This window comes from Methylobacterium sp. Leaf102 (assembly GCF_001422425.1).
Classification (GTDB): domain Bacteria; phylum Pseudomonadota; class Alphaproteobacteria; order Rhizobiales; family Beijerinckiaceae; genus Methylobacterium.
The window spans coordinates 1-26,126 of record NZ_LMMX01000038.1; the positions used below are offsets into that span (position 1 = coordinate 1).

Annotated in this window: 25 protein-coding genes and 2 pseudogenes; 15 read left to right on the top strand and 12 right to left on the bottom strand. The window is 65.2% G+C overall.

Annotated features, from left to right (window positions below):
• The 10 genes and pseudogenes from ASF27_RS17895 to ASF27_RS17920 form a co-directional block, all read left to right on the top strand.
• On the top strand, positions 1 to 474 hold a 474-nt coding region (locus ASF27_RS17895; RefSeq protein WP_156467576.1), incomplete at its 5' end, for a T6SS immunity protein Tdi1 domain-containing protein.
• A 426-nt stretch (positions 475 to 900) separates the two neighbouring features.
• A complete protein-coding gene (locus ASF27_RS17900) occupies positions 901 to 1,335 on the top strand; it encodes a GAD-like domain-containing protein (RefSeq protein ID WP_210166285.1) in 435 nt (144 codons plus the stop codon).
• Between the two features lie 126 nt (positions 1,336 to 1,461).
• Positions 1,462 to 1,929 (top strand): T6SS immunity protein Tdi1 domain-containing protein, encoded by a 468-nt coding sequence (locus tag ASF27_RS17905; RefSeq protein WP_056362251.1) that lies wholly within the window; start codon positions 1,462 to 1,464, stop codon positions 1,927 to 1,929.
• Between the two features lie 78 nt (positions 1,930 to 2,007).
• Positions 2,008 to 2,145 carry a hypothetical protein gene (locus tag ASF27_RS22475; protein WP_156467577.1) on the top strand — a complete coding sequence of 46 codons (138 nt, stop codon included), beginning with the start codon at positions 2,008 to 2,010 and terminating at the stop codon, positions 2,143 to 2,145.
• 43 nt (positions 2,146 to 2,188) lie between these two features.
• The gene (locus ASF27_RS22480; RefSeq protein ID WP_156467578.1) at positions 2,189 to 2,368 is read left to right on the top strand and encodes a hypothetical protein; all 180 of its coding nucleotides are present in this window, start codon (positions 2,189 to 2,191) and stop codon (positions 2,366 to 2,368) included.
• Positions 2,365 to 3,351 (top strand): type VI immunity family protein, encoded by a 987-nt coding sequence (locus tag ASF27_RS21810; RefSeq protein ID WP_156467579.1) that lies wholly within the window; start codon positions 2,365 to 2,367, stop codon positions 3,349 to 3,351. Before ASF27_RS22480 ends, ASF27_RS21810 begins: the two co-directional genes overlap by 4 nt.
• Positions 3,352 to 3,378: 27 nt before the next feature.
• On the top strand, positions 3,379 to 3,525 hold the full coding sequence (locus ASF27_RS22485; protein WP_156467580.1) for a hypothetical protein: 147 nt from the start codon (positions 3,379 to 3,381) through the stop codon (positions 3,523 to 3,525).
• Positions 3,526 to 3,730: 205 nt separating this feature from the next.
• Positions 3,731 to 3,901: pseudogene (locus tag ASF27_RS23255) on the top strand (integrase core domain-containing protein); the annotation flags it as partial.
• Positions 3,902 to 4,148: 247 nt separating this feature from the next.
• The gene (locus tag ASF27_RS17915) at positions 4,149 to 4,382 is read left to right on the top strand and encodes a hypothetical protein (RefSeq protein WP_056168643.1); all 234 of its coding nucleotides are present in this window, start codon (positions 4,149 to 4,151) and stop codon (positions 4,380 to 4,382) included.
• Between the two features lie 166 nt (positions 4,383 to 4,548).
• Positions 4,549 to 6,024, top strand: a complete 1,476-nt coding sequence (locus tag ASF27_RS17920; protein ID WP_056362259.1) for a protein adenylyltransferase SelO — start codon at positions 4,549 to 4,551, stop codon at positions 6,022 to 6,024.
• Between the two features lie 19 nt (positions 6,025 to 6,043).
• Here the strand turns inward: ASF27_RS17920 and ASF27_RS17925 are convergent, their stop codons facing one another.
• The 5 genes and pseudogenes from ASF27_RS17925 to ASF27_RS17945 form a co-directional block, all read right to left on the bottom strand.
• Positions 6,044 to 7,477, bottom strand: a complete 1,434-nt coding sequence (locus ASF27_RS17925) for a carotenoid oxygenase family protein (protein WP_056362262.1) — start codon at positions 7,475 to 7,477, stop codon at positions 6,044 to 6,046.
• 269 nt (positions 7,478 to 7,746) lie between these two features.
• On the bottom strand, positions 7,747 to 9,000 hold the full coding sequence (locus ASF27_RS17930) for a glutamate carboxypeptidase (protein WP_056305440.1): 1,254 nt from the start codon (positions 8,998 to 9,000) through the stop codon (positions 7,747 to 7,749).
• A 348-nt stretch (positions 9,001 to 9,348) separates the two neighbouring features.
• A pseudogene (locus ASF27_RS17935) lies at positions 9,349 to 10,007 on the bottom strand (SOS response-associated peptidase family protein).
• 3 nt (positions 10,008 to 10,010) lie between these two features.
• A complete protein-coding gene (locus tag ASF27_RS23260) occupies positions 10,011 to 10,289 on the bottom strand; it encodes a hypothetical protein (protein WP_244473031.1) in 279 nt (92 codons plus the stop codon).
• A 462-nt stretch (positions 10,290 to 10,751) separates the two neighbouring features.
• Positions 10,752 to 12,029, bottom strand: coding sequence for an alpha/beta hydrolase domain-containing protein (locus ASF27_RS17945; protein ID WP_244481046.1), 1,278 nt, complete (start codon positions 12,027 to 12,029; stop codon positions 10,752 to 10,754).
• A gap of 453 nt (positions 12,030 to 12,482) precedes the next feature.
• Here ASF27_RS17945 and ASF27_RS17950 point away from each other — a divergent pair, with 453 nt between their 5' ends.
• Positions 12,483 to 14,051 carry an integrase arm-type DNA-binding domain-containing protein gene (locus ASF27_RS17950; protein ID WP_056306583.1) on the top strand — a complete coding sequence of 523 codons (1,569 nt, stop codon included), beginning with the start codon at positions 12,483 to 12,485 and terminating at the stop codon, positions 14,049 to 14,051.
• Here the strand turns inward: ASF27_RS17950 and ASF27_RS17955 are convergent.
• The gene (locus ASF27_RS17955; protein ID WP_238206022.1) at positions 14,033 to 14,254 is read right to left on the bottom strand and encodes a hypothetical protein; all 222 of its coding nucleotides are present in this window, start codon (positions 14,252 to 14,254) and stop codon (positions 14,033 to 14,035) included. The two genes, ASF27_RS17950 and ASF27_RS17955, sit on opposite strands and share 19 nt — an antisense overlap.
• Positions 14,255 to 14,488: 234 nt before the next feature.
• Here ASF27_RS17955 and ASF27_RS17960 point away from each other — a divergent pair, with 234 nt between their 5' ends.
• Positions 14,489 to 15,031, top strand: coding sequence for a metallophosphoesterase family protein (locus tag ASF27_RS17960; protein ID WP_018044271.1), 543 nt, complete (start codon positions 14,489 to 14,491; stop codon positions 15,029 to 15,031).
• 1,030 nt (positions 15,032 to 16,061) lie between these two features.
• Here ASF27_RS17960 and ASF27_RS17970 read toward each other — a convergent pair.
• The 3 genes from ASF27_RS17970 to ASF27_RS17980 form a co-directional block, all read right to left on the bottom strand.
• Complete coding sequence (locus tag ASF27_RS17970; RefSeq protein WP_056362268.1) at positions 16,062 to 16,472, bottom strand: hypothetical protein; 411 nt, start codon at positions 16,470 to 16,472, stop codon at positions 16,062 to 16,064.
• Between the two features lie 77 nt (positions 16,473 to 16,549).
• A complete protein-coding gene (locus ASF27_RS17975; RefSeq protein WP_056362271.1) occupies positions 16,550 to 16,963 on the bottom strand; it encodes a hypothetical protein in 414 nt (137 codons plus the stop codon).
• A complete protein-coding gene (locus ASF27_RS17980) occupies positions 16,963 to 17,376 on the bottom strand; it encodes a hypothetical protein (protein ID WP_056362274.1) in 414 nt (137 codons plus the stop codon). The genes ASF27_RS17975 and ASF27_RS17980 overlap by 1 nt, the downstream gene beginning before the upstream one ends.
• Positions 17,377 to 18,060: 684 nt before the next feature.
• On the opposite strand from ASF27_RS17980, the gene ASF27_RS17985 reads away from it, so the two are divergent.
• Entirely contained in the window at positions 18,061 to 18,753 is a 693-nt protein-coding gene (locus ASF27_RS17985) for a hypothetical protein (protein ID WP_244481047.1), read from the top strand.
• 796 nt (positions 18,754 to 19,549) lie between these two features.
• On the opposite strand, the gene ASF27_RS17995 is transcribed toward ASF27_RS17985, so the two are convergent.
• The 3 genes from ASF27_RS17995 to ASF27_RS21830 all read right to left on the bottom strand — a co-directional run bounded on the left by ASF27_RS17995 (position 19,550) and on the right by ASF27_RS21830 (position 23,732).
• Positions 19,550 to 19,804: a hypothetical protein gene (locus ASF27_RS17995; RefSeq protein WP_056362283.1), complete on the bottom strand. Its 255-nt coding sequence runs from the start codon at positions 19,802 to 19,804 to the stop codon at positions 19,550 to 19,552.
• 1,480 nt (positions 19,805 to 21,284) lie between these two features.
• Entirely contained in the window at positions 21,285 to 22,943 is a 1,659-nt protein-coding gene (locus ASF27_RS18000) for a hypothetical protein (protein WP_244481048.1), read from the bottom strand.
• A gap of 591 nt (positions 22,944 to 23,534) precedes the next feature.
• Positions 23,535 to 23,732 (bottom strand): hypothetical protein, encoded by a 198-nt coding sequence (locus tag ASF27_RS21830; protein ID WP_244481049.1) that lies wholly within the window; start codon positions 23,730 to 23,732, stop codon positions 23,535 to 23,537.
• A 1,159-nt stretch (positions 23,733 to 24,891) separates the two neighbouring features.
• Between ASF27_RS21830 and ASF27_RS22765 the strand changes: the two genes are divergently transcribed.
• Both ASF27_RS22765 and ASF27_RS18005 read left to right on the top strand, forming a co-directional pair.
• Positions 24,892 to 25,065: a hypothetical protein gene (locus ASF27_RS22765; protein ID WP_018044278.1), complete on the top strand. Its 174-nt coding sequence runs from the start codon at positions 24,892 to 24,894 to the stop codon at positions 25,063 to 25,065.
• Between the two features lie 46 nt (positions 25,066 to 25,111).
• On the top strand, positions 25,112 to 26,080 hold the full coding sequence (locus ASF27_RS18005; protein ID WP_018044279.1) for a cation diffusion facilitator family transporter: 969 nt from the start codon (positions 25,112 to 25,114) through the stop codon (positions 26,078 to 26,080).
• The last annotated feature ends 46 nt before the right edge of the window (positions 26,081 to 26,126 follow it).

Below are 26,126 nucleotides of genomic sequence, written 5' to 3' on the forward strand. Positions count from 1 at the left end.
CCCGACATGGTCTGGCCGTCCATCGAAGATGCCCTCGAGGGCAAGAGCCTGCTGAACGCGGCCGATTGCGTGCCCTACCTCATCACGGCCTTCGGCAGCGTCTACGCCTGGAACCGCTCGCTCGGCGCGATCGAGTTCGATTTCCAGCGCGGCCGGATCACGATCCGCGCGGATCCTCGGGCCAAGGATCAACAGGCGAGCCCTACCAAGTTCGTGACGCCGTTCCTGGCCGAGGAGGACAGTTATGACGACTACGACCTCTACGACGAGGCCGTGCGGAAGTTCGGGCCCTTGAACGAGGACCAGATCTTCTCGTTCGCACCGATCTTCGCCCTGGGAGGGCAGCCCAAGAAGGGCAACCTCATCGTGACGAACGCCCGGGCCCACCTGGCGCTCCTGTCGCAGTCACAAGGGTTCGACATCCTTCACTTCGACCGGAAGCGCTATCCGGGCGGCTTCGAGCGAGTGGAATGATCTGACGCCACGAATTCGCGATCGAGGGCGATCTCGTCGTCCCTCGACCCGTGCCTGACGCCGCGGGGCTCGGCCCTGGTGCCGGCCCCCGACCCGATCGTCGACTACGGTGACCATTTCGACGGCTACGCGTCCTCGGTGCGGCTCACGGCGCAGACGGCGATGGTGCTGCGCCGAGGCAATCCGTGACTATACCAATCGCGGCAAATCCACGGAGGAAGCGAAAAGACTTGCCAAAGAGAATCTTGAGCGCCGGTCGCCACTTCACGTTCCCGATCAGGTGCTTGGTGGCAACGTGTCGAAGATCCTTCGCATTGGGAACTCTCATGTCAACTCGATCATCGGCGGAGGTTGGCCCAGCCGATTGGCCGAGTTCGAGCGACATGCGAAAAGCTTGAAGCCTGGAGAGAAGATGAACGTGCGGCTTTGCGCCACGATCAAGGGGCGGGATGCCTGCAGCAATCGCATATCTTGATTGAAAAAAATGAAAGTGAGAAAACAATGACGGCTGAGAGATATAAGACCCTGTTCGATGAAGCGATCGAGCGGAAGCACCCCGAGATCTTGCGCCCATTTGAATACGGTGGGGGCAAAGCGCATGTTCCCGAAGTTCTGGCCTACATGTGGTCGAGGGTCGGCATCTCCATCTGGCTCAAAGGCACGTTCAGGACCTGCGACCCCGACATGGTCTGGCCGTCCATCGAAGATGCCCTCGAGGGCAAGAGCCTGCTGAACGCGGCCGATTGCGTGCCCTACCTCATCACGGCCTTCGGCAGCGTCTACGCCTGGAACCGCTCGCTCGGCGCGATCAAGTTCGATTTCAGTCCTTCAGGGTCGAGAGGCGGTGCGCGATGGCGATGACCGTGCGGCCCTTCATNGCCTGTCACCCTCCCGGATCTGGCCTTCCGGCTACCCATGGCCGCCACCATGCAGTAGCCTTCCAATTGGCTCGGTCCAAAATACCGGTCAGGTCACTGCGACCCCGACATGGTCTGGCCGTCCATCGAAGATGCCCTCGAGGGCAAGAGCCTGCTGAACGCGGCCGATTGCGTGCCCTACCTCATCACGGCCTTCGGCAGTGTCTACGCCTGGAACCGCTCGCTCGGCGCGATCAAGTTCGATTTCCAGCGCGGCCGGATCACGATCCTCGCCGATCCTCGGGCCAAGGATCAACAGGCGAGCCCTACCGAGTTCGTGGTGCCGTTCCTGGCCGAGGAGGACACGTACGACGACTACGACCTCTACGACGAGGCCGTGCGGAAGTTCGGGCCCTTGAACGAGGACCAGATCTTCTCGTTCGCACCGATCTTCGCCCTGGGAGGCCAGCCCAAGAAGCGCAACCTCATCGTGACGAACGCCCGGGCCCACCTGGCGCTCCTGTCGCAGTCACAGGGGTTCGACATCCTTCACTTCGACCGGAAGCGCTATCCGGGCGGCGTCGAGCGAGTGGAGTGATCTGACGCCACGAATTCGCGATCGAGGGCGATCTCGTCGTCCGTCGACCCGTGCCTGACGCCGCGGGGCTCGGCCCTGGTGCCGGCCCCCGACCCGATCGTCGACTACGGCGACCATTTCGACGGCTACGCCTCCTCGGTGCGGCTCACCGCGCAGCCGGACCGCGCCGGGCATGCCCTCGACGGCTCCGGTGGTGCGCGGGGCTCATCGGCCTGACGTGTCGTGGTGGCAGGGTGGGCGCCTGAGCGAACTCTGGGAAATGAAATTCCCAAGGGCTGGAGGTGGTGTGGATGGCAAGACAGATGCTCAGGAGCGAGGCTATTACAAAGATATCGCAAAAGATCAAAGCCATACCGGCGAAAAGTTGGTCAAAGTCAAAGAAATAAATGTTGCGGAAGATTGTAATTGCAGCAACATAAATAAAGGAACAGAAACTTGACGGAAGTTCCAGATTATATTCGTTGGCAAACCCAGCGCGATCCGTCTCAAATTGAAACACAGCTGGTTTATCGGTCAAAAAAGCTCAATAAAATCGTTTCACGTGTAGGCGGAATGATATCGTTATATTTTCTGGATGGGCACAGGCCCGACCGCCGGAAAAACATTTTATGCATATCAGAGGAATACATAGAACTATTTGAAAAGAAGATTACTCATTTCAAGGAGGCTCGAAGTCGTTCGTATAAAAAAATGAATCCTACCGAGCTTAGAAAGTATTGTAGTAAATTTATCAATTCTGGAAACACAGAGGATTTTTACTGCTCAATTATCAATTTTGATTCCCGTGAAGAAGACGATCCTTCCCTCTGGAGAGGAATCGCATTTGGCTTCGATCAAAAAAATACTACTCGCCGGCTTTCAGGTATCAAGTTTCATTTTCCGCCCTCGTTCATCCTAGACAATCCGGATCGTTTCGTCAGTCTCATCTGCGACTGGGCCGGAAGATTGGGGGTCTTACATGGCTCTGGAGGACTTGGAGTCTTAACCGAGCCGGGTCGTGAGACGGTTGGCAAGGTCTACTACTATCCCCTGATGCAGCGCTATCCCGCCCTCGAATACGACGCGATGGGCGACTACTGGTCAGAGACGCGGTTCGGCGGCTACGAGGTGCCTCGCGCCTCGAACTGGCTCACGCTGCTGGGGGACGCCAACATCGCCCGGCTCGGCGGCGAGGACGCAATCCGAAGCCAGCTCACCCCCGAGTTGAGCTTGGCGCCCTATGCGGGCGGTGTGCTGATCCGGGCCGGGCAGGCGCCGGTCGTGGACAGCAACGGCATCGGCGGCATCCCGCAGGCCTATCGGGATGCCGCCCGGATCATCAAGCCGATCCGCTTTGAAGGATACGAGTACGGTATCATCGAAGTTCCGGAAGAGAAGGACGATCTCGAAGAGACGATGAAGTGGGTCCGCCGTTTCGACTGACGGTCGAACGGGCGCGAGGGACAGAGGATGTCGCGTCCCGATCCCTGGACCACGAATCGCCCGCTGGAGGGCGGCCGGGTGTTCCTCACTTGGCGCGCCGGCTTCCCCTGGGCCGAGAGCCTGTCGCTGTCGATCCTGGAGGCCAGCGCGAGGCCCCATGAGACGGCGCTATGAGCGACGGTCCGCCCTCGACCACGCTGGGGACGATCTCGGTCTATGGCTCGGGGCCGGTCTCCAACTCTGCCCTCTCTCAGGAGATGGGGGTGCCATCAAACGCGCTCCTGACGACAACGGCATCCAGTTCGCCGAGCTGCCCAGGAACCGTCGCGGCCCGACCGCTCTTTACCGCGTCAACCGCTTCGATCGGATCGGCCGGACGCACAACATCGAACATCGGCTCACGAAGCCAAATCACGCGTGGACCAGTGGCTAGGTCGAGCGCATGAACCGAACCCTCAAGGAAGCGACGGTCAAGCACTGCCACTTCGACAGCCACGATCAGCTGCGGGACCACTTCGCCGCCTCTCTGAATGCCTACAACTTCGCTCGATTGCCCATGTGATGCGAGGCCAGCGTGCCCACCACCATTCCATCCTGGCGCGAGGGTGAGGCGAAAGCCTCGCCGTTCTTCGTTTCGGATGTCGCGAACGGCGATTTCGTATTCCGATCAAGCATCCCCAATCATTGATTTTATCGATAACAGCTATCGATCCTATCTGTTTGAATGATGGTGCAGTGCGAAGCATATTCCTCTCATGAACCGGGGCAGGCCCCGGACCACCAGAGGAATCGACATCATGACCGTTCGTACCTTCGTCCTTGCTGCCTTCGTGTCCGTCACTCTGGCGCCCGTGACTCTGGCGGGCACCGCGATGGCCGACGAGCGCATCAACATCACCCCGACGCTCTACCGTGAGCAGGCGCGTGCCACCGCCGCGGTGCGGCCGGCTTCCGAGCTGACGACCACGCCCTCGCTGACCCCGCGGGCGCCGACGGCCCGGCGCGTCGTCGCTGACGCCTCGGCCCGTTGAAGCAGCCTCGTGCCTCGTGGTTCTGGAACACTTCGATCACAGCGTAACGGCGGGGCGAAAGTCCCGCCGTTTTGGCGTCGCGGCTGCGTTTTTGTGTCCTGCACGACGTCCCAAAGAGCGGCGGAAGACGCTTGTCCGCGAGCGCGATCGTCCATAGCTCCCGACCATGACAGCGATCCCGTTCGACAACAGCTACGTCCGCTTGCCGGACCGCTTCTTCGCCCGCCGTGCCCCGACGCCCGTCGCGGCCCCGCGCCTGATCCACTTGAACCGCGCGCTGGCGGCGAACCTCGGCATCGATCCGGATTGGCTCGCGGGTCCCGACGGGGTGGCGATGCTTGCCGGAAACAGCGTCCCGGAGGGCGCCGCCCCGATCGCGACGGCCTATGCCGGGCACCAGTTCGGCAACTTCGTGCCGCAGCTCGGCGATGGGCGCGCCGTCCTGCTCGGCGAGGTCGTCGACCGTGACGGGCGCCGCCGCGACATCCAGCTCAAGGGTGCCGGCCCGACCCCGTTCTCCCGCCGCGGCGACGGGCGGGCGGCGCTCGGGCCGGTGTTGCGCGAGTACCTCGTGAGCGAGGCCATGGCTGCGCTCGGGATCCCCACCACCCGGGCGCTGGCGGCGGTCGCCACCGGTGAGCGCGTCGTGCGCGAGACCCGGCTGCCCGGGGCGGTGCTCGCCCGCGTGGCGGCCAGCCACATCCGGGTCGGCACCTTCCAATACTTCGCCGCCCGCGGCGACACGGAGGCGGTGCGGGCGCTCGCCGACCACACCCTTGCCCGGCACTATCCCGAGGCGTCCTCCGCGGGCCACCCCTATCGGGCGCTGCTCGACGGCGTCGTCGCCCGCCAAGCGGACCTCGTGGCGGCGTGGCTCCTGGTCGGCTTCGTCCATGGGGTGATGAACACCGACAACATGTCGGTGGCCGGCGAGACCATCGACTACGGCCCCTGCGCCTTCCTCGACGCCTACGACCCGCGCACGCGCTTCAGCTCGATCGATGCGCATGGGCGCTACGCCTACGGCCAGCAACCGGGGATCGCCCTGTGGAACCTGACTCGCCTAGCCGAGACCTTGCTGCCGCTCCTCGCCGATGACGAGGCGGCGGCGGTGGAGGCGGCCGAGGCGGCGCTGGGTGGGTTCGGCCCGCGCTTCGAGGCCGCTTATCACGGGGGTCTCGCCCGCAAGCTCGGACTGTCCGGGGACCGGGACGGCGACACCGCCCTCACGGACGATCTGCTGGAGCGGATGGCGGCGAACCGAGCGGACTTCACCCTGACCTTCCGCCGCTTGTGCGACGCGGCCGAGCGACCGGAAGCGGACGCCGGAGTGCGCGACCTGTTCGTCGACCCGACCGCGTACGACGCCTGGGCGGTGCGCTGGCGGGGCCGGCTGGCGGCGGAAGGACGAGCCCCCGCAGCGACGGCGACGGCGATGCGCGCGGTCAATCCGGCCTTCATCCCACGCAACCACAACGTCGAGGCGATGGTCGCGGCTGCGGTCGAGCACGACGACTTCGGCCCGTTCGAGGAGCTGTCGGCGGTGCTGGCGCGGCCCTACGACGACCAGCCTGCCCACGCCCGCTACGCCGACGCCCCCGAGGGCGGCGGCGCGGACTACCTTACGTTCTGCGGGACGTGACCGCGCGCCGCCGTCCGAATCATCCGGCCCTCGGACTCGGAAACCAGTTCCCGTGGAAGCCCGGCGGGATCCGGTGCCCGAGGTGGACCGTGGCGACGGGCGGTGCCTCGAACGCGCGCGCATCGAGGACGGTGAAGTCCGTCGTGTCGCTTGCCGTGTCGATGACGAGGCCTACGAGCCAGCCCTCGTCCTCACCAGCCTCCGGCCTCGCCGGAACGAACACGAACTCCCCCGGGGCGCGGTCGGCGCCGAACTCGTGCACGCGCCGCTCCCCCGTCGCCAAGTCGTGCTTGTAGATCTGCGTCGCGCCAACGAGCTGCGTGTTGCCGTCGGCCGGGACTGAACCCGTATAGACGTACCGGTGGGCCCGCCCGAAGCGGCGTTCGTCGATCCGGGGGAACTCCTGCGCCGCGGGGTCGATCACCCGCCGGTCGACCCGCCCCGTCGCGGGGTCGGCGGTCCAGCGCTCTAGCCGGCCCGGCGCGTCGAGGCCGCCGCCGGCCGAGTCGAACACCCTGTCGTAAGCGACGACGTCGAGGACCACCCGCCCGTCGTCGTCGTAGGCATTGGCGACGTGGAAGACGAAACACGGCGAGACCGCGCACCAGACGATGTCGGCGGCGGTGCCGTGGCGACGGAGCAGGCCGACGCGGGCGCGGTGGGCGGGGTTCCAGCGAAACGGGAAGCGGTGCCCGGCCAGCACCGCCCGCATGGAGAAGGTGACGGGCAGGTCCAGCACGACCACGAAGCGCGCCGTGATCGCGCAGTCGTGGATGCACGGGCCGTGGTCGACCGGGATCGACACGTCGCGCACGACCCGGCCGCCGGGCGAGAGGACGACGTGGCGCACGCTGTCCCAGACGCGGCCGTCATAGGCGATTGCGTGGAGCTCTCCAGTCTCCGGGTCGCGGTGCGGGTGACCGCTGAAGGAGCCGATGAGCGTACCGTCGAACGGATCGTAGCGCTGCGTCTCGAGGTCATCGGATAGTGCAACGGGGTAGCTGCCGGCCTCCACCACGGCGAAGGCGCGGCCGCCGATCTCGACCACGTTGGTGTTGACGGTGTCGTCGCCACGGCGCGGTCCTGGAGCAGCGGGCCGGCCGAGCGCTGCGGACGCCGCGCGCGAACCGATCCATCGGTTTCGGTACCACAGCGCCTTGCCGCCCTCGATGCACAAGCCGTGCACCATGCCGTCGCCCAGGAACCAGTCGTGGCCGCGCGTCGTCGGGCGGGCTGGGTTGGCACCCATCTTGAGGTAGCGCCCGTCGAGCCCTGCCGGGATCGTTCCGGTCACGGGTAGATCCAGCAGCGTCAGTTCCTCACGCATCGGCGTGTGGACGCCGACCACGAACGGGTGCTGCGTTCCCGGCAGACGGAGCCGGTTGCAGGCTGCCACCAGCGCGACGAGGCCCTCGGCGGCGGTGCGCAGGATCGACTCGACAGGATTCGGCATCGGTTGCGGTCTCGGGGAGATGCGTTCGGACCGAAATGGCCAGCCGTGGTCGTCGCGGCAACAGCCGTCGCCGTCGTTCCGATCATGCTCCCCTCGTCACCGCACCTTGCAGGACGATGACGCCTGTCCGAATGTAGGATGCTGCATACCAGGGCTTGGTCCCGCCGAGGGCCTCGCGCCAAGGCCCCTCTGCCAACGAGCTCGCTCCTCCGTGAACCTCGATCGCCTTTGCGCTGAGCCGGTGAGCACTTCGATCGCGACATCCCAGATTAACGGCCAGCGTCCTTCGACACCTCCATCAGGAGGCGGGTCGCGAGGTAGAGCCGCGGCGTGATGCTGGCGAGGACCGCGAATTCGTCGGCGCTGTGATAGTGCCCGCCGACGATGCCGAGCGACTCGATGATGGCGGGTTTTGTCGGGCTATCGAGTTGGAAAGCATAGCCCGCATCGGTACCGCCACCGATCTCGGCGAGGGAAAGATCGGCGCCCAACTCTGCGTAGATGGTCCGCGCGCGTTCGCCGAGCGCCTGGGTCGCCGGGTTCCGGGGCAGCGGTGGGCGGCCTTTGGCGAGATCGAAGGTGACCTGCGTGTCGGGAACGCGGTGGGCGCCGATGATCCTGCGTGCCGTCGTCAGCACCCGGTCGTACTCGCTTGGTACGAAGTAGCGCATGTCGCCCTCCGCCTTCGCCTCCTCCGGGATGATGTTCGGCTTGGTACCGCCATGAAACACGGTCCAGTGCAGGCTGGTCCCCTTCGCCGGGTCGCCGAGATCCTGAAGCTGGAGGATCTGGTGGGCGAGCTCGACGACCGCGTTGCGGCCCGCTTCCGGCGCCCCGCCGGCATGGGCGGCGCGACCTTTCACGGTGAGGCTCGCGTAGTTGATGCCTTTGGTCGCCACGGTGACGGCGTCGACGCCGGCCTCGGCGAAGGACGGTTCGAAGGACAGAACCACGTCCTGATCACGGGCGATTTTCGTGATTTCGTCGCGCGACCCGCGTGAGCCGCGTTCCTCGTCGGGGTTGAGCACCACCGTGAGGGTGCCGTACCCATCGAAACGCAGCGCTTCCAGTCCGGCGAGGACATGCAGAATCATTGCGATGCCGCCCTTCGCATCGGCGACGCCGGGGCCATACGCGCGGCCGTCGCGCTCCGTATAGGGGCGCTTGGCGGCGTCACCGGTGCCGAACACGGTGTCGTAGTGCACCAGCAGCATGATCCTGCGCGTGCCCTTGCCCGATCTCGTGCCGATCAGGGTATTGCCGCCGAACACGGGGGCGGCTCGGGTGTCGACCGAGAGGCCCAACGCTTCGAGACGCGCCGTCAGGATCCCCTCCACCTTGGAGAGGCCGGACACGTCGCCGGTTCCGGAATCGACGTCGACCAACCCCTTCAAGGTCTCGCGATACGGACCGTCCTGGGCTTTGGCCACTGCAAGAACAGCATCGTCCGGCGCAGACAGGGCCGGGACGGACGCCAGGGCGATCAACAACGCCAGTGCGAATGAAGAGACGGTTGCGCGCATGACGGTCCTGATGATTGGCGCGTCGACGCAGCGATTCACGTTTCACTGAACGCGCCGGTTACGGATTCTCGAGGCTTTACGTACCAGTGCCCCCAAAATGCCGAGGTCGCAATTCGGCGCCCGGATCGTGCGGCTTACACGTGCGGCTGCCCATTGGCTTACACGTGCGGCTACCCATTCGAGACGGCGGTCGGCGGTCGGCGGTCGGCGGTGCTGCGGTCGGCGGACACGTTCTCGAATGGATCACCACTCATTCTCTGCGAGCGGACGCGTGTCGAAACAGCTTCGATGGAGTTCAGCCTGGATCGAAAACAGGCCCTTCAGAGTGTCGAAGGTGCCCCTGCCGGATCACTCCGCCGGATCCCGCCGCGCGCCCTGCGCTACGATCCGCATCTCGGCATCCGGCAGAGGGCGCTGAAGCTCCAGGGCGATCTCCGTGGGGGCGGCGAGCCACGTGCTCCACTCCTCCGGCGTCGTCAGCAGCACCAGCATGGCCTTGGGGTGGACGGGGCCGACGACGCCGTTCGGCTCGCAGGTGAGGAACGAGAACAGGCGGTGGTCTTCCTCGATCCGGTCGGGGTTTTCCGCTTTCGTGCCGCGCACACCGGTCCAGGGGCGCCGGATACCCGCGAAGGCGAACAGCGGGCGCGCGCCGTCGAGGGCGAACCAGGTCGGGGTCTTCTTCGGGTTGGTGTCGGCGTACTCGCTGAAGGACGAGACCGGGACCAGGCAGCGGAACTCGGGCTTTCAGCCAGGGGCGCCAGTGCGGACTCTTCACGTTGCGCACGTTGGTCACGGGATGCTCGCCGAACTGCTTCGGCCCCGGGATGCCCCAGTCGGAACATCTCCATCACGCGCGTGCCGTCCTCCCGCACCCGTACGATGGGCGCGCGCTGATCGGGGAAGATCCCCGGCATGGCCGGCAGGTTGCCGGTGCGATCGACCGAGACGCCGAAGGAGGCCCGTGTCTCGGCCTGTGGCGTCACCAGGGTGCAGCGGTTGCACATCGCTTATCCGCTCTTCGCCACAACCAACAAGCCGAAGCCGACGGCCAGGAAGGTGCGAGAGATCCACGAGAAGACGACAGCGCCGACGCCGTCGTCGATGGCCCGCAGATGAGCGATCTGTGCGAACATCGCAGCCCAATACGCAGCCCACAGGCTCAAGACGGAAACAATCCACATCGGCATTGCTTCGGCCGAAGTTTCAGGCCGTAGGCCGGCGCTCGTGACGCCACAGGGCGACAGCCTGGCAACGTGCATCGTAAGCATGTCGGACGGCTGTTCCATCCTCGCCGCGGCCTTCACGCCTGTAGCCGAAGCGGAGAACGCCGTCGGGACCGTAAAGGCGCGTCACCTCCGAGCGCCACGCTCGATCGGTCCGGGCGAGAACCGCTTCCGTCTCTACCAATCGGTTCGGATACATCGGCTGCCTCAGATATCGGTGTGCCGAGTCCAACGCGGTCCAGCGTCATCTGCTCCCATACAACGCCGATGAAGTCCGTGCCCGAAATGCGAGTTGGTTTTCCGCCACCGGCTATCGGGAAGACCTTCCCCGGCGCCTAGTTCAGGCGGATCGACGACTCGGTCGAAGGCTGGGAGGTCAACCCTCTTGGGGCGGTGGCAAGCCTGGAAGCCTGCCGTCCCAGCCTGAGAATGGCCGGCCTCAACCAAGTCGAGATCTGCCCGACCGTTCAGTCGTGGCGAGCTCTGCGGGCCGCCACCGCTGCAGTGGGGCTCGGCCTCGACCGGCTAGGGCACTGCTTCCTGCCGTGCCGCTGCGATCAGGCGATCGCCGTCCTCTCGAAGCAAGAGGCGATCCGACACGAGGGCGTCGACGGATTTCGTGACGGCCGCGACGTAGGCGTCCGGATCGGCGTAGCGCTCTTCGATCGAGGGGCGCGGATCCCCGGTCGCCACCCGCTCCGCCCGGGTGCGTGCGAAGGGGAGCTGGCTGCCTTCGCGGTCACAGAGGACACCCGCTGGAAACGGATCGGCATAGAGGTTCCAGCCCGTAAAGGTCGCGCGCGGCGCCGCCACGGCGGGAAGGCGGATGCCTGCCACATCGTTTCCGTCCGCATCGACGCGCGGGACGAGGGGCCGGTACTGCGGCCCGCTCTCGGGCCGCGGATCGACATAGGTGTCGAACCGCGCGAGGGCGTTCGGCGCCGTCGGAACCGGCACTCCGACGAGGAACGGAAAGCCGATGCCGGCGGCCTCGACCAGGGTGCCGTCCGACAAACGGGGGACGCGGCTGTCCGGCGGGGTCTTGCCGGACGTGACCCAGTCCTCGAGGGCTACGAGGAGCACTCGGACCGCCGGGGCCGGGTTGAGGGTGCTGCGCGGGTTGGTGCACGCTCCCTTGGTCGAGGCCAGACCGGCGCGGCCGTAATGAAAGCCGCTCGAGACCAGAAAGGCACGCGCCGTGCCCGGCAGGGGCACGTCGGTGCGGCCGAGGGGATCTGTCGTCAGCAGCGAGGCACCCTTTTGCCAGTACTCGGTGCCGGTGTTCACCTCGATCAGGAGGGGATCGAAGCCGTCGCCGCGTGGGAGCGCGCCGGTTCGTCCCGTGACAGGGTCGTGCTGCTGGGCGGCGGAGAACGGGAAGGCGTTCTCCGGGTAGAAGTGGTCCTCGTGTTGCGTGTTGGTGCGCGAGGGCTGGCCGAAGCGGGCATTGAGAAAGATGCCGCCGACTCCCGCGATGTGCGACAGCACGCCGTCGAAGACCCGGCAGCCGGCCTCGTCGCGGTTGAAGCCTTGATGGATGAAGTCGCGCAGGTAGCGCCCGCTCTGCGACACGCCGAGGGCGACGGCATGGCGGATCGCTCCGGCGGCCGGGTTGGCCCCGCCGTCGGCGTCGCCGCGCAGGTAGGCCACCACGTCGCGGGTGGCGGCGAAGCCGATGCCGAGCACCTTCGGTTCCGTGGCCGTGTAGGTGAACTGGTAGATGGATCCCGGGAGCGGCTTCGTACCCTTCGGAAGTAGCTCGAGCTGACGCGGCGTGACGTAGTGCCAGGCCTCGGCCGGCACCGGTCGGGGCGGATCGCTCTCCCGGCGGCGGACGGTGAGCTGCGCGTGCGTCTTGTCCGAGCTGGCCGTCCTGAACGTGAGGTAGAACGGGGCCTCGGCCGGCCCGCGCGTCGCGCTGACGAGCTCGTCGCGGACGGTCTCGACGATGGGTTTGCCGTTCCCGAAACATCACGGCTATGTGAGCTGGGCCCGTGAGATAGTCCCACGAACGGGGATGCCCAGTGGGCTAAGTGATTGATGTCAAACGCGAAGGGAGTGGAGCGGGTACCGGGAATCGAACCCGGGTATTCAGCTTGGAAGGACGATCCCCCGGGCTTTCCGCCTCGCCACCTCCCCGGCGCTTCCCGCGCAAACCGTTAATCCTGCATGGCTTTTCCCGGTGGACCGTTCCCGGGGACTCTTGCGGCCGCGTTTCGGACGTGCGGTATCCATGCGGTATCCACGGAGACGGACATGGCGGCATCGCGGGGGACATACGCACGGGAGCGGGCGCGGCTGACGGCGGAGCACCTGAAGAAGGCGCGCCGGATGATCGATAGCGGGACCGTCCCCGGCCGCGGGATCGACTTCTGCGACGACGCCTTCCCGGGGCTCGTGCTCCGCGTGACGCCGGCGGCCGGCAACTGGATCCTCAAGCTCCGCATGTCGACCCTCCGCCTCGGGGACATGGCTTCCGTCTCGGTCGCCGCGGCGCGTGAGGCGGCCGCCCGGGCCCGGCTGGACGTGAAGGATGGGCGGGACCCCCGGCAGGACGTCGCCGTCTACGCGCATGCCATGGTCACGACCGGCGGCGACCACGAGACCTCGGCGGACGCGGCTTGGCCGGTGGAGGTAGAACGGCAGAGCGACGAGGACCGGCGGCGGCACGGCCCGTGGGAATGGCGGGACCTCGTCGATCTGTTCCTTGAGGAGAAGCGGCCGGACCTCGACCCTGGGTACTTCCCCGCATACGCTTCGTACCTGCGCCACAAGGCATTCGACCGGATCGCCCGCCGCCCCGTCCGTGAGGTCACGGCCACCGACCTGCAGGGTATCCGGAACGAGATCATCGCCGCGAACTCGCGCAGCGCGGCCGCCCGGGCCGTACGCCAGGGACGGGAGATGCTCGACTGGGCCTGGTCGAACCATAGCGGCGTGTCCGGCATGGCGAAGGCGACTGAGAAGTGGCCGCTCTGGCGAGACCAGTGGACGATCCGATACAAGCCGGGCAAGCGCAGGCACGCGCCCGAGATCGACGAGCTCGCCCGGACCCTGGCCGTCGCGGAGAGATACCGGACACTCGGTCAGACGGAACACGCGACCGCGCCGGGCACTCTAGCGATGCTGTGGTTCACTGTCCTCACGGGCCAGCGCACGGGCGCCGTCGCGGAGACCGCACGGTTGGACGTTGCCCCCATCCCCGAGGACGCCGGCGTGCCGGGACCGGGTTGGCGCGCCGTGACATGGAGCGCCGGGGTCATGAAGGAAGATCGCCCGTTTGTGCTCCCCCTCCCCCCGGGCGCCTGGTACGTGATCGACCGGGTGCTTGCCGAGGATCCCGACCGTGAGACGAATCGCTGGCTTTTCCCGTCGATCCGGGGGGACGGCCATGTCGGCCAGGGTGCCCTGAACGCGCTCCTCTACCGGCTGCGGGGGAAGAAGGTGACGGGGTCGACGGTCACCGCGCGGCCGCTGGTCGATTATTTCGGGATCCACGGCATCCGGCCTTGGACGCTGCATGACGTCCGCCGGGCGATCACGACGTTCCTCTCGGACCATCGCCTGGGCGGGGCCGCGTCCGCGATCCTGGACCACGAGGCCGGAGTGACCGAGGACGAGCGCGACCGCCGCTCCGCCGTCACGCGCCTTCACTACGACCGGAGCCAACGGATACCCCTCAAGTCGGAGGGCATGGCCCTGTGGGTCGATGCGGTGCTGGAGGCCTACGAGAACGAGCGGGCCGCGCTGGCCGCGCTGCCGGCACCGGTCACGAGGGAACGCACGAAGCGAGGCCCCGGGAGGGCTCAGCCAACCGCCCCCTGACCCTGCCGGGCGCGTCGTTCAGGTCCCAGCTTGCGGGCGAGATCCGCTGGCTTGCCCGCCCGCACGAAACCCCGGCTGACCTGTCGGTCCACGGCCGCGAGCTCCTGGAGGGCATCGCCCAGGGCCCGGCGCAGGGCATCCCGCGCGTCACCGTCGCAGGCATCCAGATAGGCGCGTTCCATCTCGTCCACGACTGTCTCCATCGATTCGCTCATGAGAACGAATGAAGAACAAACGAGGCCGGGAGTCGATCCCAAATTGAGGCCAGGGATTTCTTTACCCTGCGCAAACGTCGCGCTTGCCCACCTCTCGGCGAGCTGCGATCGTCCAGATTCACCCCGCCCCCGAGGCCTCCCCCATGTCGCGAAAAACCCGGGCATTCGCCCCCCTTCCCGTCACCTGAGGAGGACCTGAGCGCGCGCGCCGGCCTCCATTTTATGGAGGCCGTCATGGCCAACTTCATCACTGCGGACACCCATTTCGGGCATGCCTCAATTCTTCATGGTCTGCGCCCTGGGTTCGCCAGTATAGAGGAGCACGATGCGATGCTCATCGAGGCCTGGAACTCGACCGTCCAGCCCGGGGACACGGTCTACCATCTCGGCGATTTCGCGCTCTCGACGCCCGAGTATGCCGGCAAGATTTTCCGGAGATTGAACGGCCGCAAGATCCTCATCGCCGGGAATCATGACCGCAAGAATCGCAAGCTCGGTTGGGCGGAGCAGCACGACGGGATCAGGGAGATCTCCGTCGAGGACCGCCACGTCGTGCTCTGCCACTACCCCATGCGTTCGTGGCCGCGTGCCTATCGGGGGTCGCTCCACCTCTTCGGGCACACGCATGGGCTCTTGCCCGGCACGACCCAGTCACAGGATGTCGGGGTCGACGTGTGGTCGTACCGCCCGGTGACCCTCAGCCAGATCCTCGAACGCATGGCCGCGAGTGACACGCAGCCGGAGGAACGCGTCCTCACACGGTGACAGCTACACACAGATGCCCTCTAGCCCCTCCAGGGCCTCCTCGTCCTCGGCGGTCAGGTCGAGGGGGGCTGGCTCGGGAGGGAGCCAGGCCAGGTGCCTGTCCGCTGGCGTCTTGCCATGCCAGGTGGGCACGACCACAGTCGCATCGTAGATCGCCCAAAATCGACGGAGCGCCACTTTCGCACTGCCGCCCTGGACGAGAAATTCGATTTCACCGCTCGGACCGGGCACGTACGACCAAGCAATCCAACCCTCCGTCGGTGGCCGGTCGCGATGGCGTTTCGTGATCCACGACCCCCTTGCGAGCCATACGCCGTCACTGCCCTCCTGGGGACCGACGGCTGACATGGGATAGATCGCGCTCGACGGCGGGGGGTGATGCAGGCCCCGGCGGACAATGACGGTGAGAAAGCCTGGGCCCGGGACAATACAAATAATGTCGGGCCACACACACGCGTCGCCGGGCATGTGATGCCTGCCGCTTTCAATGACGTACCGCAGAGGCCGGCCGAGCCATCTCGACAAACCGGGGAGTGCGAGCCTGCAAATTAAATTCAGGCGCCGCTCCGGCCCTTCCAGCGGGCGTGTCAGTGAATGCCGCTCCCGCCATGGACAGTTCTGTATACCATGGTAAAATGTCATAGGATACAAGCGTACAAAATCGCTTCTCAAGTTATCTATACGTACTCGCAGACGATTGAATCGATGTCTCAGGCGACCCTTGGTCCAAGAATCGTCTTTATCAGATAATATAAAAGCAGATGCACGGACGAACTCGCGGTCCGCGATATCGAGGCCCGAGAACGCGTTTCGGCAAGAGTTTTGCCACTCCGCTTTCTTCTGAACCCTTGGTGGCGTCCAATATCTGGAAATGTATTTTATGTAACTCGGGTCGTAAACATACGGATACATATTAGTCTTGGGCATGTGCGTTTGCGTTCCGCTTCAGAGCAAGCCAGTTTTACGATCAAGCTCTGAACCAAGGCGGCTCCCTGGGCGCTCAAATGCGAGCGCCCAGGGTCATAGATGACTAACCCTGGGCGGCGTTGATGGGCCGCTGCAGGTCGGGGTCGACCCTGTAGTCGTAGCGTGCTCCCGAGTAGCCGTATGTGTCCACGAACAGGTCGCGGAACTCGCACGGGAGCATGCGGGGCAGGAACGAGCGGATCATCTGCCGGGCGCCAAGCTTCGGGCTGTCAGTGGAGAACGGAGCGTCCGCCGCCTCCATCATTCCGACGTCCCACTCAATGATCGCCGCGGCGAGGCGCAGGGCATCCTCGGCGGTCGTCTCGTAGGTAAGTGGCACGGTGAACTCGTTGGCTGCCAGGACGTGGAGGATGCGAACCGTTTCTCCGTCGAGCTTGGCGATGCCGGTCGCCACGTCGAGGTTGATGGTATCGATCTTTAGGCTGTCGTCGAGGTCGAGGTGGACGGTGCGCATGGCGGTGGTCCTGTGTCCGTGAAGGGCTGCGGGAAATGCGCCCCTCGCCGGGCGCCCAGGCTTCGAAATGTGGCGGTCTAGATTCTGGCGGGTGCGCCCCGGGCGCCCGGGGGAAGCGGTGGGGGAGGAAGGGGCCGAGGCATTCCGGACGCGACCGGATCGGGGGACGGGCCATCGTCCGCAAGGAGCTCGTCCAGGATCTCGACGACCGCCGCGCGCTCCTCGGGAGACCTGAGGGCGTCGAGGTCTACGCGCTCCTCAATGGGCTCGCCCGCCTGCTCGATTTCCCCGGCGAGGTGGAACAAGGCGTTTTTCGCGTAGTCGAGCAGGCAAGCGTCCATTTCGTCCAGCGCAACCGCGAGACGCTCACGTCGGATCTCCGGGAGCGCCGGGTCGTCGATCAGGGCCTGTGCGATGGTCCGTGCCTGCGTCAGGCGGGCCCGGACTTGGGCGATGCCGAGGCGCTGGAGATCGGTGATCAGATCGCACATCAGGCCACTCCTTCCCGACGCCGGAGCAGCGTACGGCCGCGGCGGTCGCCCGGCAGACCGAGTTGCCCGGCACGCCGGTAAAGCGTCTCGCGCGTGACACCCAGACCCTCGGCAGCATGCGAAATCGGGGCGTCCGACAGGATGACCTCACGGAGCACTTCATATGTGATCCGGGAGGGGCGACGGTGGATACGGGTGCCGTGTCGGTACGCGCACTGATGTACCGCCTGGATCGTAACGCCGAGCCGTACCGCGACCTCACGCACGGTCTCACGACCCTCCCGCGCGCTCTCGACATCGGAGAACTCAACCAATGGCTGGCGAGGCTGAGATGTGAGCCCGAGCCCCTTGCAGTGGTTTGCGACCGTCTTCTCGTCCCAGCCCTCGACGCGGGCGATATCGCGGTAGCTCATGCCAGAGGTGAGGTACTCTTCGCACCGGGCTCGGGGGATCCTGCAGTAGCGCTTGGGCCCCCTACGGCCGTCTCGACGTACCTCACTCGTCGCGAGAGCCCCAGGGCCCTCAGAACCTGACCGGCCGGCTCCCTCCGTCCGAGCAGGACGTCGGACACGTGCTGCGGGGACAGCCCCGTCTGGCGTGCCCAGGCGTCCTGCGACCCCGCCCGGCGGCATGCCCCGCGAAGCAACGTTCGGACGTCCGTCTCCGTGAGCTCGACCATCCATTTTGTCCTCCGCGAATCCGCCGAGAACATTATATCGCAACCCGCGATAGAATTTCCAGGGTCTCCAAAATTATGCCTTTGATGTTATACAACCTGAGCGATAGTTTCAGGCTTTATGCCATTTGAACAACAGTTTCGACAACGCCGTGTTGTTCAAATAGTTGTCGAAATCGTGGTTCGGTGTTGTCGAAAGAGCCTGATGGTCCCCGGTTGCGGTTTGTACGACTAGGGCTACATTACTCAGATCCGCCGATCCGAGGATTCGCAAATGCCCCACACGACGCCCTTGCTCCCCCCGTACGTGCAGCCGCCAGCGTGGCTGGGGCTCCAGTGGCAACCCGGGCAGCTTCTCCACACGCGTAGGGGTGAGCGGTACCTGAGCCGTGCCGTCGAGACGCCCGAGTGCCGTGCCGCCATGGCTGCGGGCGTCCTGAATTTTTCCGCGCTGGGACTGATGTCCGAAGGAGAAAACATATTGTTCTGGCAGGCGCCCGACCACGACATCGCCGCCGTCCAAATCGCTATCGACGGGATCCCCGCCCTGGTCGCAGCCCGTGAGGCGGAGAGGGCGGCGGAGGACGCGGCGGATCGTGCTCGTGAGGAAGCGGCGGCGGCCGCGGAACGGCAGAGGATCGCTGACCTTATCGACCGGGCACGGGACGAGGCGACGCGGTCCCTAAAAGATCGCAGGTGGTCTTGGGCCCGGCGGGTCGACGTCGATGAGGCTCAGGGCCTCCTGCAGCGTCCCGACCTCGATGTCGCGGATGCGGTGCGACTGCTGTCCCTCGTCGAGCGCGCAGGCAAAAACGTGGCGCGGTCTGAGGGCAAGCTGGCTCTCGTGCATGAAGGGGAGCGGCCCCTGGCCGAGCGCCCCGACGTAAGGTCCCTAGCTCTCGAAGCGGTCCGTCTCATTACCCGCGACGATGAGGACTGGGCGACCCAGCGCAACGACCTGGGGTGGTCAAAATCAACGACAATCGATGGGCACGTTCTCGCTGCGTTGGAGGTGCTCGATGTGGCTCAGGCGAGTCACGCTCTCCGCCTGCTCCGGGTCCACCACAAGCAACTGCCTCGCAAGCTGGTCGACGACCTATTCGCCCCGGCCTGATTTGTCGATTGCCAGCCCCCCCGGACAATCGAAGCGTCACTCACCCAACACAGGACCACCGCCCATGAGCTTCCTCGCCCGCGTTTTCGCCCTCGCCGCAGCCGCCGTCGCCACCGTGTTCGCCCTCGTCTGGGAGAGCGGCCGCTGGGTCCTCCGAGCCGTCAAGTCGGCGACGGGGGTCGTGACCCCGGTCCTCCCCGCCACTGATGCCGCGGCGGCGTACCTCGATGCGCCTGCCCCTGCGGTTGCACCGGCTCCCTATCAGGGCCCCGCTCCCCGCCACCAGGTTGGCGTGCCTCTCGTTTCCTACGCCCGGCACCTCGTCGCTGGGGGACCGGCCGCGGACACGTCCACCCTCCCCGAGCCAGTCCTGGCCTGGGCAAGGGGCCTGTCCCACAGCGAGCTCGTAACGCTGGCTGCCGCCCTCCCGCACGAGGCTGAGGCACACGTGTCGGGAGACCTGATCGAGGGCCTACCCTCCTTCACAGAACCCGCTCCCAGTGAGGGGGCCCCGGCCGCAAATGCGGACACATCTGCACCGGCTGCGGACACATCCGCAGAATGGACTTGGACGCGTCCGCTCTCGGACGACCCGGAAGACGTCGCCATCGCCGAGCTCGTAAATCTCGCGATGGAGAGGGACCGCCGCCGCAAGGTGGCCTGACCCCTGCCCCCCTCAATGCGAAGGGCCCGCCGGTCATCCCGGCGGGCCCTTTTTTCATGGTCCGGAAATGGCCCATTTGCGGACCGAATCTGGCCCGCAGGGGAAAGGCACAACCCCCCCACGGAATATTTCTCACTGACGTCGGGCGAGGCGGAGGGCGCGGATTTCCGCCTGCGCCGCGGCGAGATCTCGGGAGAGCTCGGCTTCCCGGCGACGCGATGCGAGGAGGGCCTGTCCGAGGCGGTGGACAGCGCTCTCGGCATCGGCGTCTGCCTGGGCCCATGCCTGAGCCTCCCGACGAGCACGCTGGCCGGCTACGAGGGCCACGCCGACGGCCATCATGCCACTGTGCATGCCGTGATGGAGTTGATCTGCCTGCCTGCCCATCGTCGATCTCCCTGCGCCCAGGACCCCATAGATTCAGCTCACGGATCCCCTGGCAAGACGATCGTCACGCCAGGGTTACCGTTTCCCTGGGCGTTGGTTGCCTGGGACGTGTCCGAGGATTGCTCAGAGCACTAGGGGGCGACGTACCCGTTACTCCTAGACAATGCATCGAAAATCCAAGTGGATGCGGGCACTCGATTTTGGGCGGGCTCGTCGGTTTCACGCGGCGGTCCGAGCATGCCGGCATGCTGCAGATCACCGTGCCTGGATCTGTCCGATCTGGGCCTCGTCGTGCGTACGTGCGTTCCGGGAGTACGCACGCAGGGTGCGCACCGCGACGAGCGCGGTCTCGGAGTACGCGAGAGGGTCGTCGGTACGCACGGTAACCCCTTGTTGCGACTGGCGGTACGCGGGGTGCGTACCCAAAAATTTCCACTGTGCCCGGGCGGATGCCGCACCTTCGCGACTCCTGCTTTGGAACGCCCCAGGAGGGACCCACTCCACCCCCCCTATCTCGCCCTTTGTCACCGGCTTTCCGGGAAGGGGATGCCCTCCCGTCGCCCCCCGTAGGAGGGGTCAGGGAGGGCGAGGCAGTGCGGACCAGCGCACGGAGGGGATCTTGCCCCGGGGCCTTGCAACGGACGATCCCAGGCCCTCCAGGTCCTCCGGTACGCAGGGCATCGAAACCGCCACCGGGCATGCCCCTGCATGAAATCGTGCAGGGGTGAGGGACGGAGTGCGGATCATCCCACGCAGGGATAGGGATGCCCTTGGGCTACGCCCCTGACCCGTCTTGAGGGGGCGCGAGACGGGCTACGAGAGCCGCTCGTATGGCCTCGGTCCGGAGGGGCACGCCACCGCTCTCGCGTCCCCTGAGGCCCCGGAGAGCAAGTCGTAGGACCTCCCTGGCGTCCACGACGCTGGCCACCAGGGGCTCCCCCGGTCGGGTCCCGACGGAGGTGGCGGAGGCAAGGAGTGCGTCCCGGAGCGCGTCGACTAGCGCAGCATCAAGCTGGCGAGGGTCAGGCGCGCCAGCTTCGCGAAGGGCCTGACGGGCCGCGCGTTTGCGTTGCCTGTCGGCATCGCGACGGGAAGCCTTCGAGGCAGGTGGAGTGGGGAACGGGGGGATGCCGGCGGACATGGGAAGATGGTGCGCTCGACCCTGGCAAGGCACAACGAGAAACCCCGCCCTCCGGGGTACGGGGGACGGGGTTTCGGTACGTTGAGGTGCAACGCCCGTCCCATGCGGAGACAATAAAAAGGTAGCGAATTCGCTCGCATTCTACAAGGGGGGAAGCGACCTAACCTCCGGTCTTACCAAGGAAAAAGCTGTCTCGTTGGCTACGCCCCTGATCCTCTAGGAGGCTCTCCTCAGGCCTCCGGCCCCTGCAATGGAAAGGGTGGCCCGGAGGCTACGCCCCTATCCCTGCGGGGCTTCCCTGAGGCCTCCGGCCCCTATCCTGCGAGGCTGTCCCGGAGGCTACGCCCTGGCCTCGGATGGGGTGACCCGAGGCCTCCGGCCCCTGACCGTGGAACCGGATTTCCTCGGGCTACGCCCCACTTTTGGGGAGAGCATCTTGTTACCCCCAGGACGGTCAGGGACGATGTTGACCGGGAATGCGCGCATACCGGTCTTGTTCTCATCCGCACATACGGACCGTGCAATCTCACGGGCTCTTGCCTCCCGTCTCTCCCATACCTCGAAAATCCCCTCACAACGGTCCAGAGCCATCTCCGCGCGCTCGACGTTGATCTGGTACGCGATCATCGCCTCAAGCCGCAGTTCAGGATCCCAGCGGAGGGGACGAGGGGCAGGAGGTGACACAGGCGGGACAGGAACGGAGACCGGCTCAGTCTTGACGACCACAAGAGACGCGGAGGCGGAAGAACCCACGCACCCACCGGAAAGAGGCGCTCCCATCTGTGGGGTGAATCTCCTCTTTCTTGAGGACTGACAGGGGTTTATCTCGGCGCACGTGGCCTCCATTATTTCGGCCATGATGGCGGTCACTCGGGGCCCCTTCGAGGCCTGCGTCACGAAAGAATCGTGCACCGGCAGCGCCGGTATGTTCTCCTTCTCGCACCGCTTAAGGACCTCGATGCACATCTCGCTTTCGAGGTGCATCAGTCGGATCCCCATGTCCGCCCCGAGGAAATGGGCGATGGGCTCGTGGCGGTCCGTGACGGCCCGCATAAGGCTCTTCGTGTAGTCGAGGGAGTGTGGCCACGTGCCCTGCTTGTCCTCTTCCCGCTTCATCAGGGACAGGATGCCGCCGTAGGTCGTCCTCGTGTTCATGACGGTGAGGAGCGCCGCTTTGACGTGCCTCGGGTCGTACCCGTCCACGTCGTAGATTTCGCCGACGGGGACTTTCCCGGCCATGGCGTAGAGGAGCCTAGGGTGACAGGCGCTCCAGTCTTCCTCGAACGCCACCTCGCCATTGATGAGGAGCTCGATGCGTCGGGCCTGGGGGAGCTGCTGCCACCAGCCGTACAGGCGCCCGTGCATGTCCCACCGGCCGCGGCCGTAGATCCGGACCATGATGGGCGCTGGCGTGGGGCGAAGGCCAACCCAGCCGCCGGTCTTCTCGGACCGGGCGCGGACGTGCCCCGGCGTGTGGAGCCATCCGTCGCCCTCGGGCATCTCGATGCGGATGGCGCTGGCGGCCTCGTTGCGGGCTTCCATGACCTTGCGCAGGCGCCGGGTGTTGTCCGTGTCAGTGTACGCCATGCGCTCGCCGTCGACGTCCCGGAGCTCGATGACCTCCCTTGGCCCGACATGCTCGAAAGGGCAGTCGTTGAAGGCGGCGATGAGCCGGTCGGTAGCCCGCATGCGTGACTGCCAGCCGTGCGAGGCGGGCCCGGGGAGCGCACGCTCTTCTTCGATCAAGCCGAGGTCCAGGAGCTCCTGCACCGCCGCCTTGACCCGGTCGTACGTGTACGCGGTCCCTTCGTACCGGGACAGGGGCTCGTAGAACCTTTTTGACCGCGAGTATGAGACCCAGCCGCCCTGGCCCGCGAGGGCGGCGCGGACGAGGCTCGTCATTATAGAGTTCCGGGCCTCAAGGGCCCGGGGGTGGCCTATCAGGCTGACGCCGGCGGCGGCGATGAAGGCAGGCTTGGTCCTCCAATGGAAGTCCAAGGGGAAGTCATGCCCCTGGGGGGGGCGATTGGTTCGGGGGGGCATTTTATCCGCATGGTGTCGACCGTGCGCGGCCCGGCACCTCTGCGAGCCCGCACATTCGAAACGTGCCCCCAGCTTAGGCATTTAACCAGTGTTCACAGGGGCCTAGCCTTAACGCCTGAGGTTAACGCGAGACTTACCCTACCTCCTCCCATGTCTTGCCCATACGAAGTCCGTTTTCTCCCATGACACGCCCATGAGTTTCAGTCTGCCTTCACTCTGAGACCCAGGGTGTTCGGGTATGCCCTGGCGGTCATCCAGGAGCCTTGGCGGGGTATGCAAATAAATATGGGATGATGCCATGATCCTTGAGGGCTCCCATGGGAGGTCCATCAATCTCCACGGCTTACCCATGAACACCATCGGGGAAATACGAATCGAGCAAGCCGCCCAAGGAAGGGACCCCAAGGGGGGGGTGATTTCGACAGCTCATAAACCGGCCGTTGAAGCGTTCGATGGTCGCTAAGTCGTGACAAGACAGGCGATGCCGCCGCCCTGCAGGCATGGAAAAAGCCCGGCGAGCTTTACAGCTTGCCGGGCTTGCTCTTTTCAGTCGGCCGCCGCCGCCGCCGCGAGGCGGATCAGACGATTGCGCGCGTAGACTTCGCGTGCACGCTCAAGCTTCCTAGCCTTTGCGGCCTGCCGGGCTGCCTCTTTCTCGGCTTTGATCTGTTCTTCGACATTGGCGTAACTTAGCCCGTCGGGGTTGAACAGGTCGTCGGTAAAGCGGTCGCGCGGCCGTTGCACTGCGGGCTCACTTCCCATGCCCAGGGGTCCTCCTGGCCCGAATTTGGGCCTAGTTATGCTTTTCCGGCGCCTCCATGACCTGGATGAAACTTCGCCCTATGTATCAGATGCATCTAAAGAGCTTATGTCAGGTAACGTGTAAAAATCTATTGTTTTCTTTATGAGGTGCTAACCTTGTCATCTAGTCGCAGGCGGCGGCGCCCTGGTGGGGGCACGTAGTTAGGTTGGCAAACAAGGGTTAGAACGGCTTGTCTCAATATGGTGGAAAAAGTGCAACTATAGACCGACATAACTTTAGATTAGCTCTGTTCCTCTTCTGATCTGGATAAAATTAATCGAGATGTAAATGATTGACACCGAATTATTTGGCGTTAAGCTATCTGAGGTCGTGTGAGGTTGATTTTTGTTATATTGGCGCCACCATTCGTCGATGCTTTCGCGCTAATCCGTCAACGACAGGAACCACTAGGCGTTCAGACATTCTCCCCGTGGGCGGCCGTTGAACAACTCGATATAGGCGGTGTCGGTTGGCTTGCTCGGTAGGGCGGTTGATCTCGAATCCCTTCAGGTGAGAAAGGTGATGTGCCTTCAACCTGCCTGCTGCTCCAAAGCGGTATCAGCGCGGACAGAATGGCGTCTCCGTGCTAAGTGATGCCGGCAGCGACGCTCTCCGCCATGCAGACACCGCAGGTTTGCGCTTCATCCAGCCAGTGATCGAACCCTGTGACATCTGATTTTATCGACGGCTGCTAGAAACAGTGGCTCGGGACGATCTGGCAGAACAAGCGGCTGAGATCGATGACCCTGGCTACATCAGTATGCGCCCAGGTCAGCCGCCGACGTCAATAAAGGGTGTATGTTGGCGTCGACAGGCGGTTCTGACGATTCCATAGTGTGGGCACACGGCTCTTTGAAACTGGCCCTTAACCGCCCCCGCCGAGGATGCAGCACCATACCCTTCCGCCATTCGTGCGGGCACATCCAGACGACTTACAGACCTCGGTCGCCGTCCCCCTTCACCATCATCACCAACTGCCGGCTGCGGCGATGCGACCGACGTTCCAAAAAAAGCCTCCTGCCCGCCACGTAGGAGCCTCCCCAAAATTCACGGCGCGCAAATCGAGTGCAAGCCTACCTAGCGGAGGGCGGACCTTTACTCATGATCGTCGTCGCGGCTCTAAGGTTAAAGGGTGCCGTCATGGCGTGGCCCGACCTGATCGTGGCGGCGGTGATGGCCGAGATCTTCGTGACTTCCTCAATCCAAATTCTTCAGCAGGCCTGGACCGAGCACCAGAGAGACGCCGTCGCGACGCTCCCCGCACCGGCCAAGTGAGCCCCGGTCAAACCCGTTGAATGTCGAAGACCGCTACAGGACGACCATGACGACGAACGACGCACACGCCGGTCACGACCACGGGTCGCATGACCATGAGGCCCATGCGACCCATGACCATCCCGGGCATTCCCACGCCCCGGCGAGCTTCGGGAAGGCGTTCGCAATTGGCATCGCCCTCAATGTGGGCTTCGTCGCCATCGAGGCCACTTATGGGGTGCTGGCGAACTCGATGGCCCTGCTGGCCGATGCCGGACACAACCTCTCGGACGTGCTCGGTCTCGTCGTGGCGTGGATCGCGACGGTGCTGGCCAAGCGCGCCCCGAGCGCGCGGTACACCTACGGGATGAAGGGCTCCTCGATCCTGGCGGCCCTGTTCAACGCGGTGTTCCTGCTGGTGGCCGTTGGCGCCATCGCCTGGGAGGCGATCCAGCGCTTCGGCGAGCCCGCCCCGGTCGCCGGCAAGACCGTGATGATCGTCGCGGCGGTCGGCATCCTGGTGAACGGCATCACCGCCTGGCTGTTCGCCTCTGGTGCCAAGGGGGACATCAATATCAAGGGCGCGTTCCTGCACATGGTCGCCGACGCCGCCGTCTCGGCCGGGGTGGTCATTGCCGGCCTCGTGATCCTCTACACCGGATGGACCTGGCTCGATCCCGTCGTCAGCCTCGCCATCGTCTTCATTATCGTCTGGAGCACCTGGGGCCTCCTGCGCGACAGCCTCACGCTATCCCTCGCCGCCGTCCCGCCGGGCATCGACCCCGACGCCGTCCGCAGCCACCTCGAAGGACTTCCGGGGGTCGCGTCACTCCACGACCTGCATATCTGGGCGATGAGCACCACGGAGACATGCCTTACCGCCCATCTCCTAATGCCTGGCGGCCGGCCCGACGACGAGTTCCTCATGAAAACGGCCGTCGGCATCAAGGAACGGTTCGGCATCGGCCACACCACCCTGCAGGTGGAGACCAGCAGCGACACCGCCTGCATCCTCGCACCCGCCCACGTCGTTTGACCGGCATCGGGTGTATGAATGCCCCCGCGGACGGAACGGTGACGCC

Coding starts and splice junctions, on each gene's coding strand:
- ASF27_RS17905 (WP_056362251.1), top strand. CDS start 1,462: ATGGTCTGGCCGTCCATCGAAGATGCCCTCGAGGGCAAGAGCCTGCTG.
- ASF27_RS22480 (WP_156467578.1), top strand. CDS start 2,189: ATGAAATTCCCAAGGGCTGGAGGTGGTGTGGATGGCAAGACAGATGCT.
- ASF27_RS22485 (WP_156467580.1), top strand. CDS start 3,379: ATGTCGCGTCCCGATCCCTGGACCACGAATCGCCCGCTGGAGGGCGGC.
- ASF27_RS17915 (WP_056168643.1), top strand. CDS start 4,149: ATGACCGTTCGTACCTTCGTCCTTGCTGCCTTCGTGTCCGTCACTCTG.
- ASF27_RS17920 (WP_056362259.1), top strand. CDS start 4,549: ATGACAGCGATCCCGTTCGACAACAGCTACGTCCGCTTGCCGGACCGC.
- ASF27_RS17925 (WP_056362262.1), bottom strand. CDS start 7,477: ATGCCGAATCCTGTCGAGTCGATCCTGCGCACCGCCGCCGAGGGCCTC.
- ASF27_RS17930 (WP_056305440.1), bottom strand. CDS start 9,000: ATGCGCGCAACCGTCTCTTCATTCGCACTGGCGTTGTTGATCGCCCTG.
- ASF27_RS23260 (WP_244473031.1), bottom strand. CDS start 10,289: ATGGAACAGCCGTCCGACATGCTTACGATGCACGTTGCCAGGCTGTCG.
- ASF27_RS17950 (WP_056306583.1), top strand. CDS start 12,483: ATGGCGGCATCGCGGGGGACATACGCACGGGAGCGGGCGCGGCTGACG.
- ASF27_RS17955 (WP_238206022.1), bottom strand. CDS start 14,254: ATGGAGACAGTCGTGGACGAGATGGAACGCGCCTATCTGGATGCCTGC.
- ASF27_RS17960 (WP_018044271.1), top strand. CDS start 14,489: ATGGAGGCCGTCATGGCCAACTTCATCACTGCGGACACCCATTTCGGG.
- ASF27_RS17970 (WP_056362268.1), bottom strand. CDS start 16,472: ATGCGCACCGTCCACCTCGACCTCGACGACAGCCTAAAGATCGATACC.
- ASF27_RS17975 (WP_056362271.1), bottom strand. CDS start 16,963: ATGTGCGATCTGATCACCGATCTCCAGCGCCTCGGCATCGCCCAAGTC.
- ASF27_RS17980 (WP_056362274.1), bottom strand. CDS start 17,376: ATGAGCTACCGCGATATCGCCCGCGTCGAGGGCTGGGACGAGAAGACG.
- ASF27_RS17985 (WP_244481047.1), top strand. CDS start 18,061: ATGGCTGCGGGCGTCCTGAATTTTTCCGCGCTGGGACTGATGTCCGAA.
- ASF27_RS17995 (WP_056362283.1), bottom strand. CDS start 19,804: ATGGGCAGGCAGGCAGATCAACTCCATCACGGCATGCACAGTGGCATG.
- ASF27_RS22765 (WP_018044278.1), top strand. CDS start 24,892: ATGATCGTCGTCGCGGCTCTAAGGTTAAAGGGTGCCGTCATGGCGTGG.
- ASF27_RS18005 (WP_018044279.1), top strand. CDS start 25,112: ATGACGACGAACGACGCACACGCCGGTCACGACCACGGGTCGCATGAC.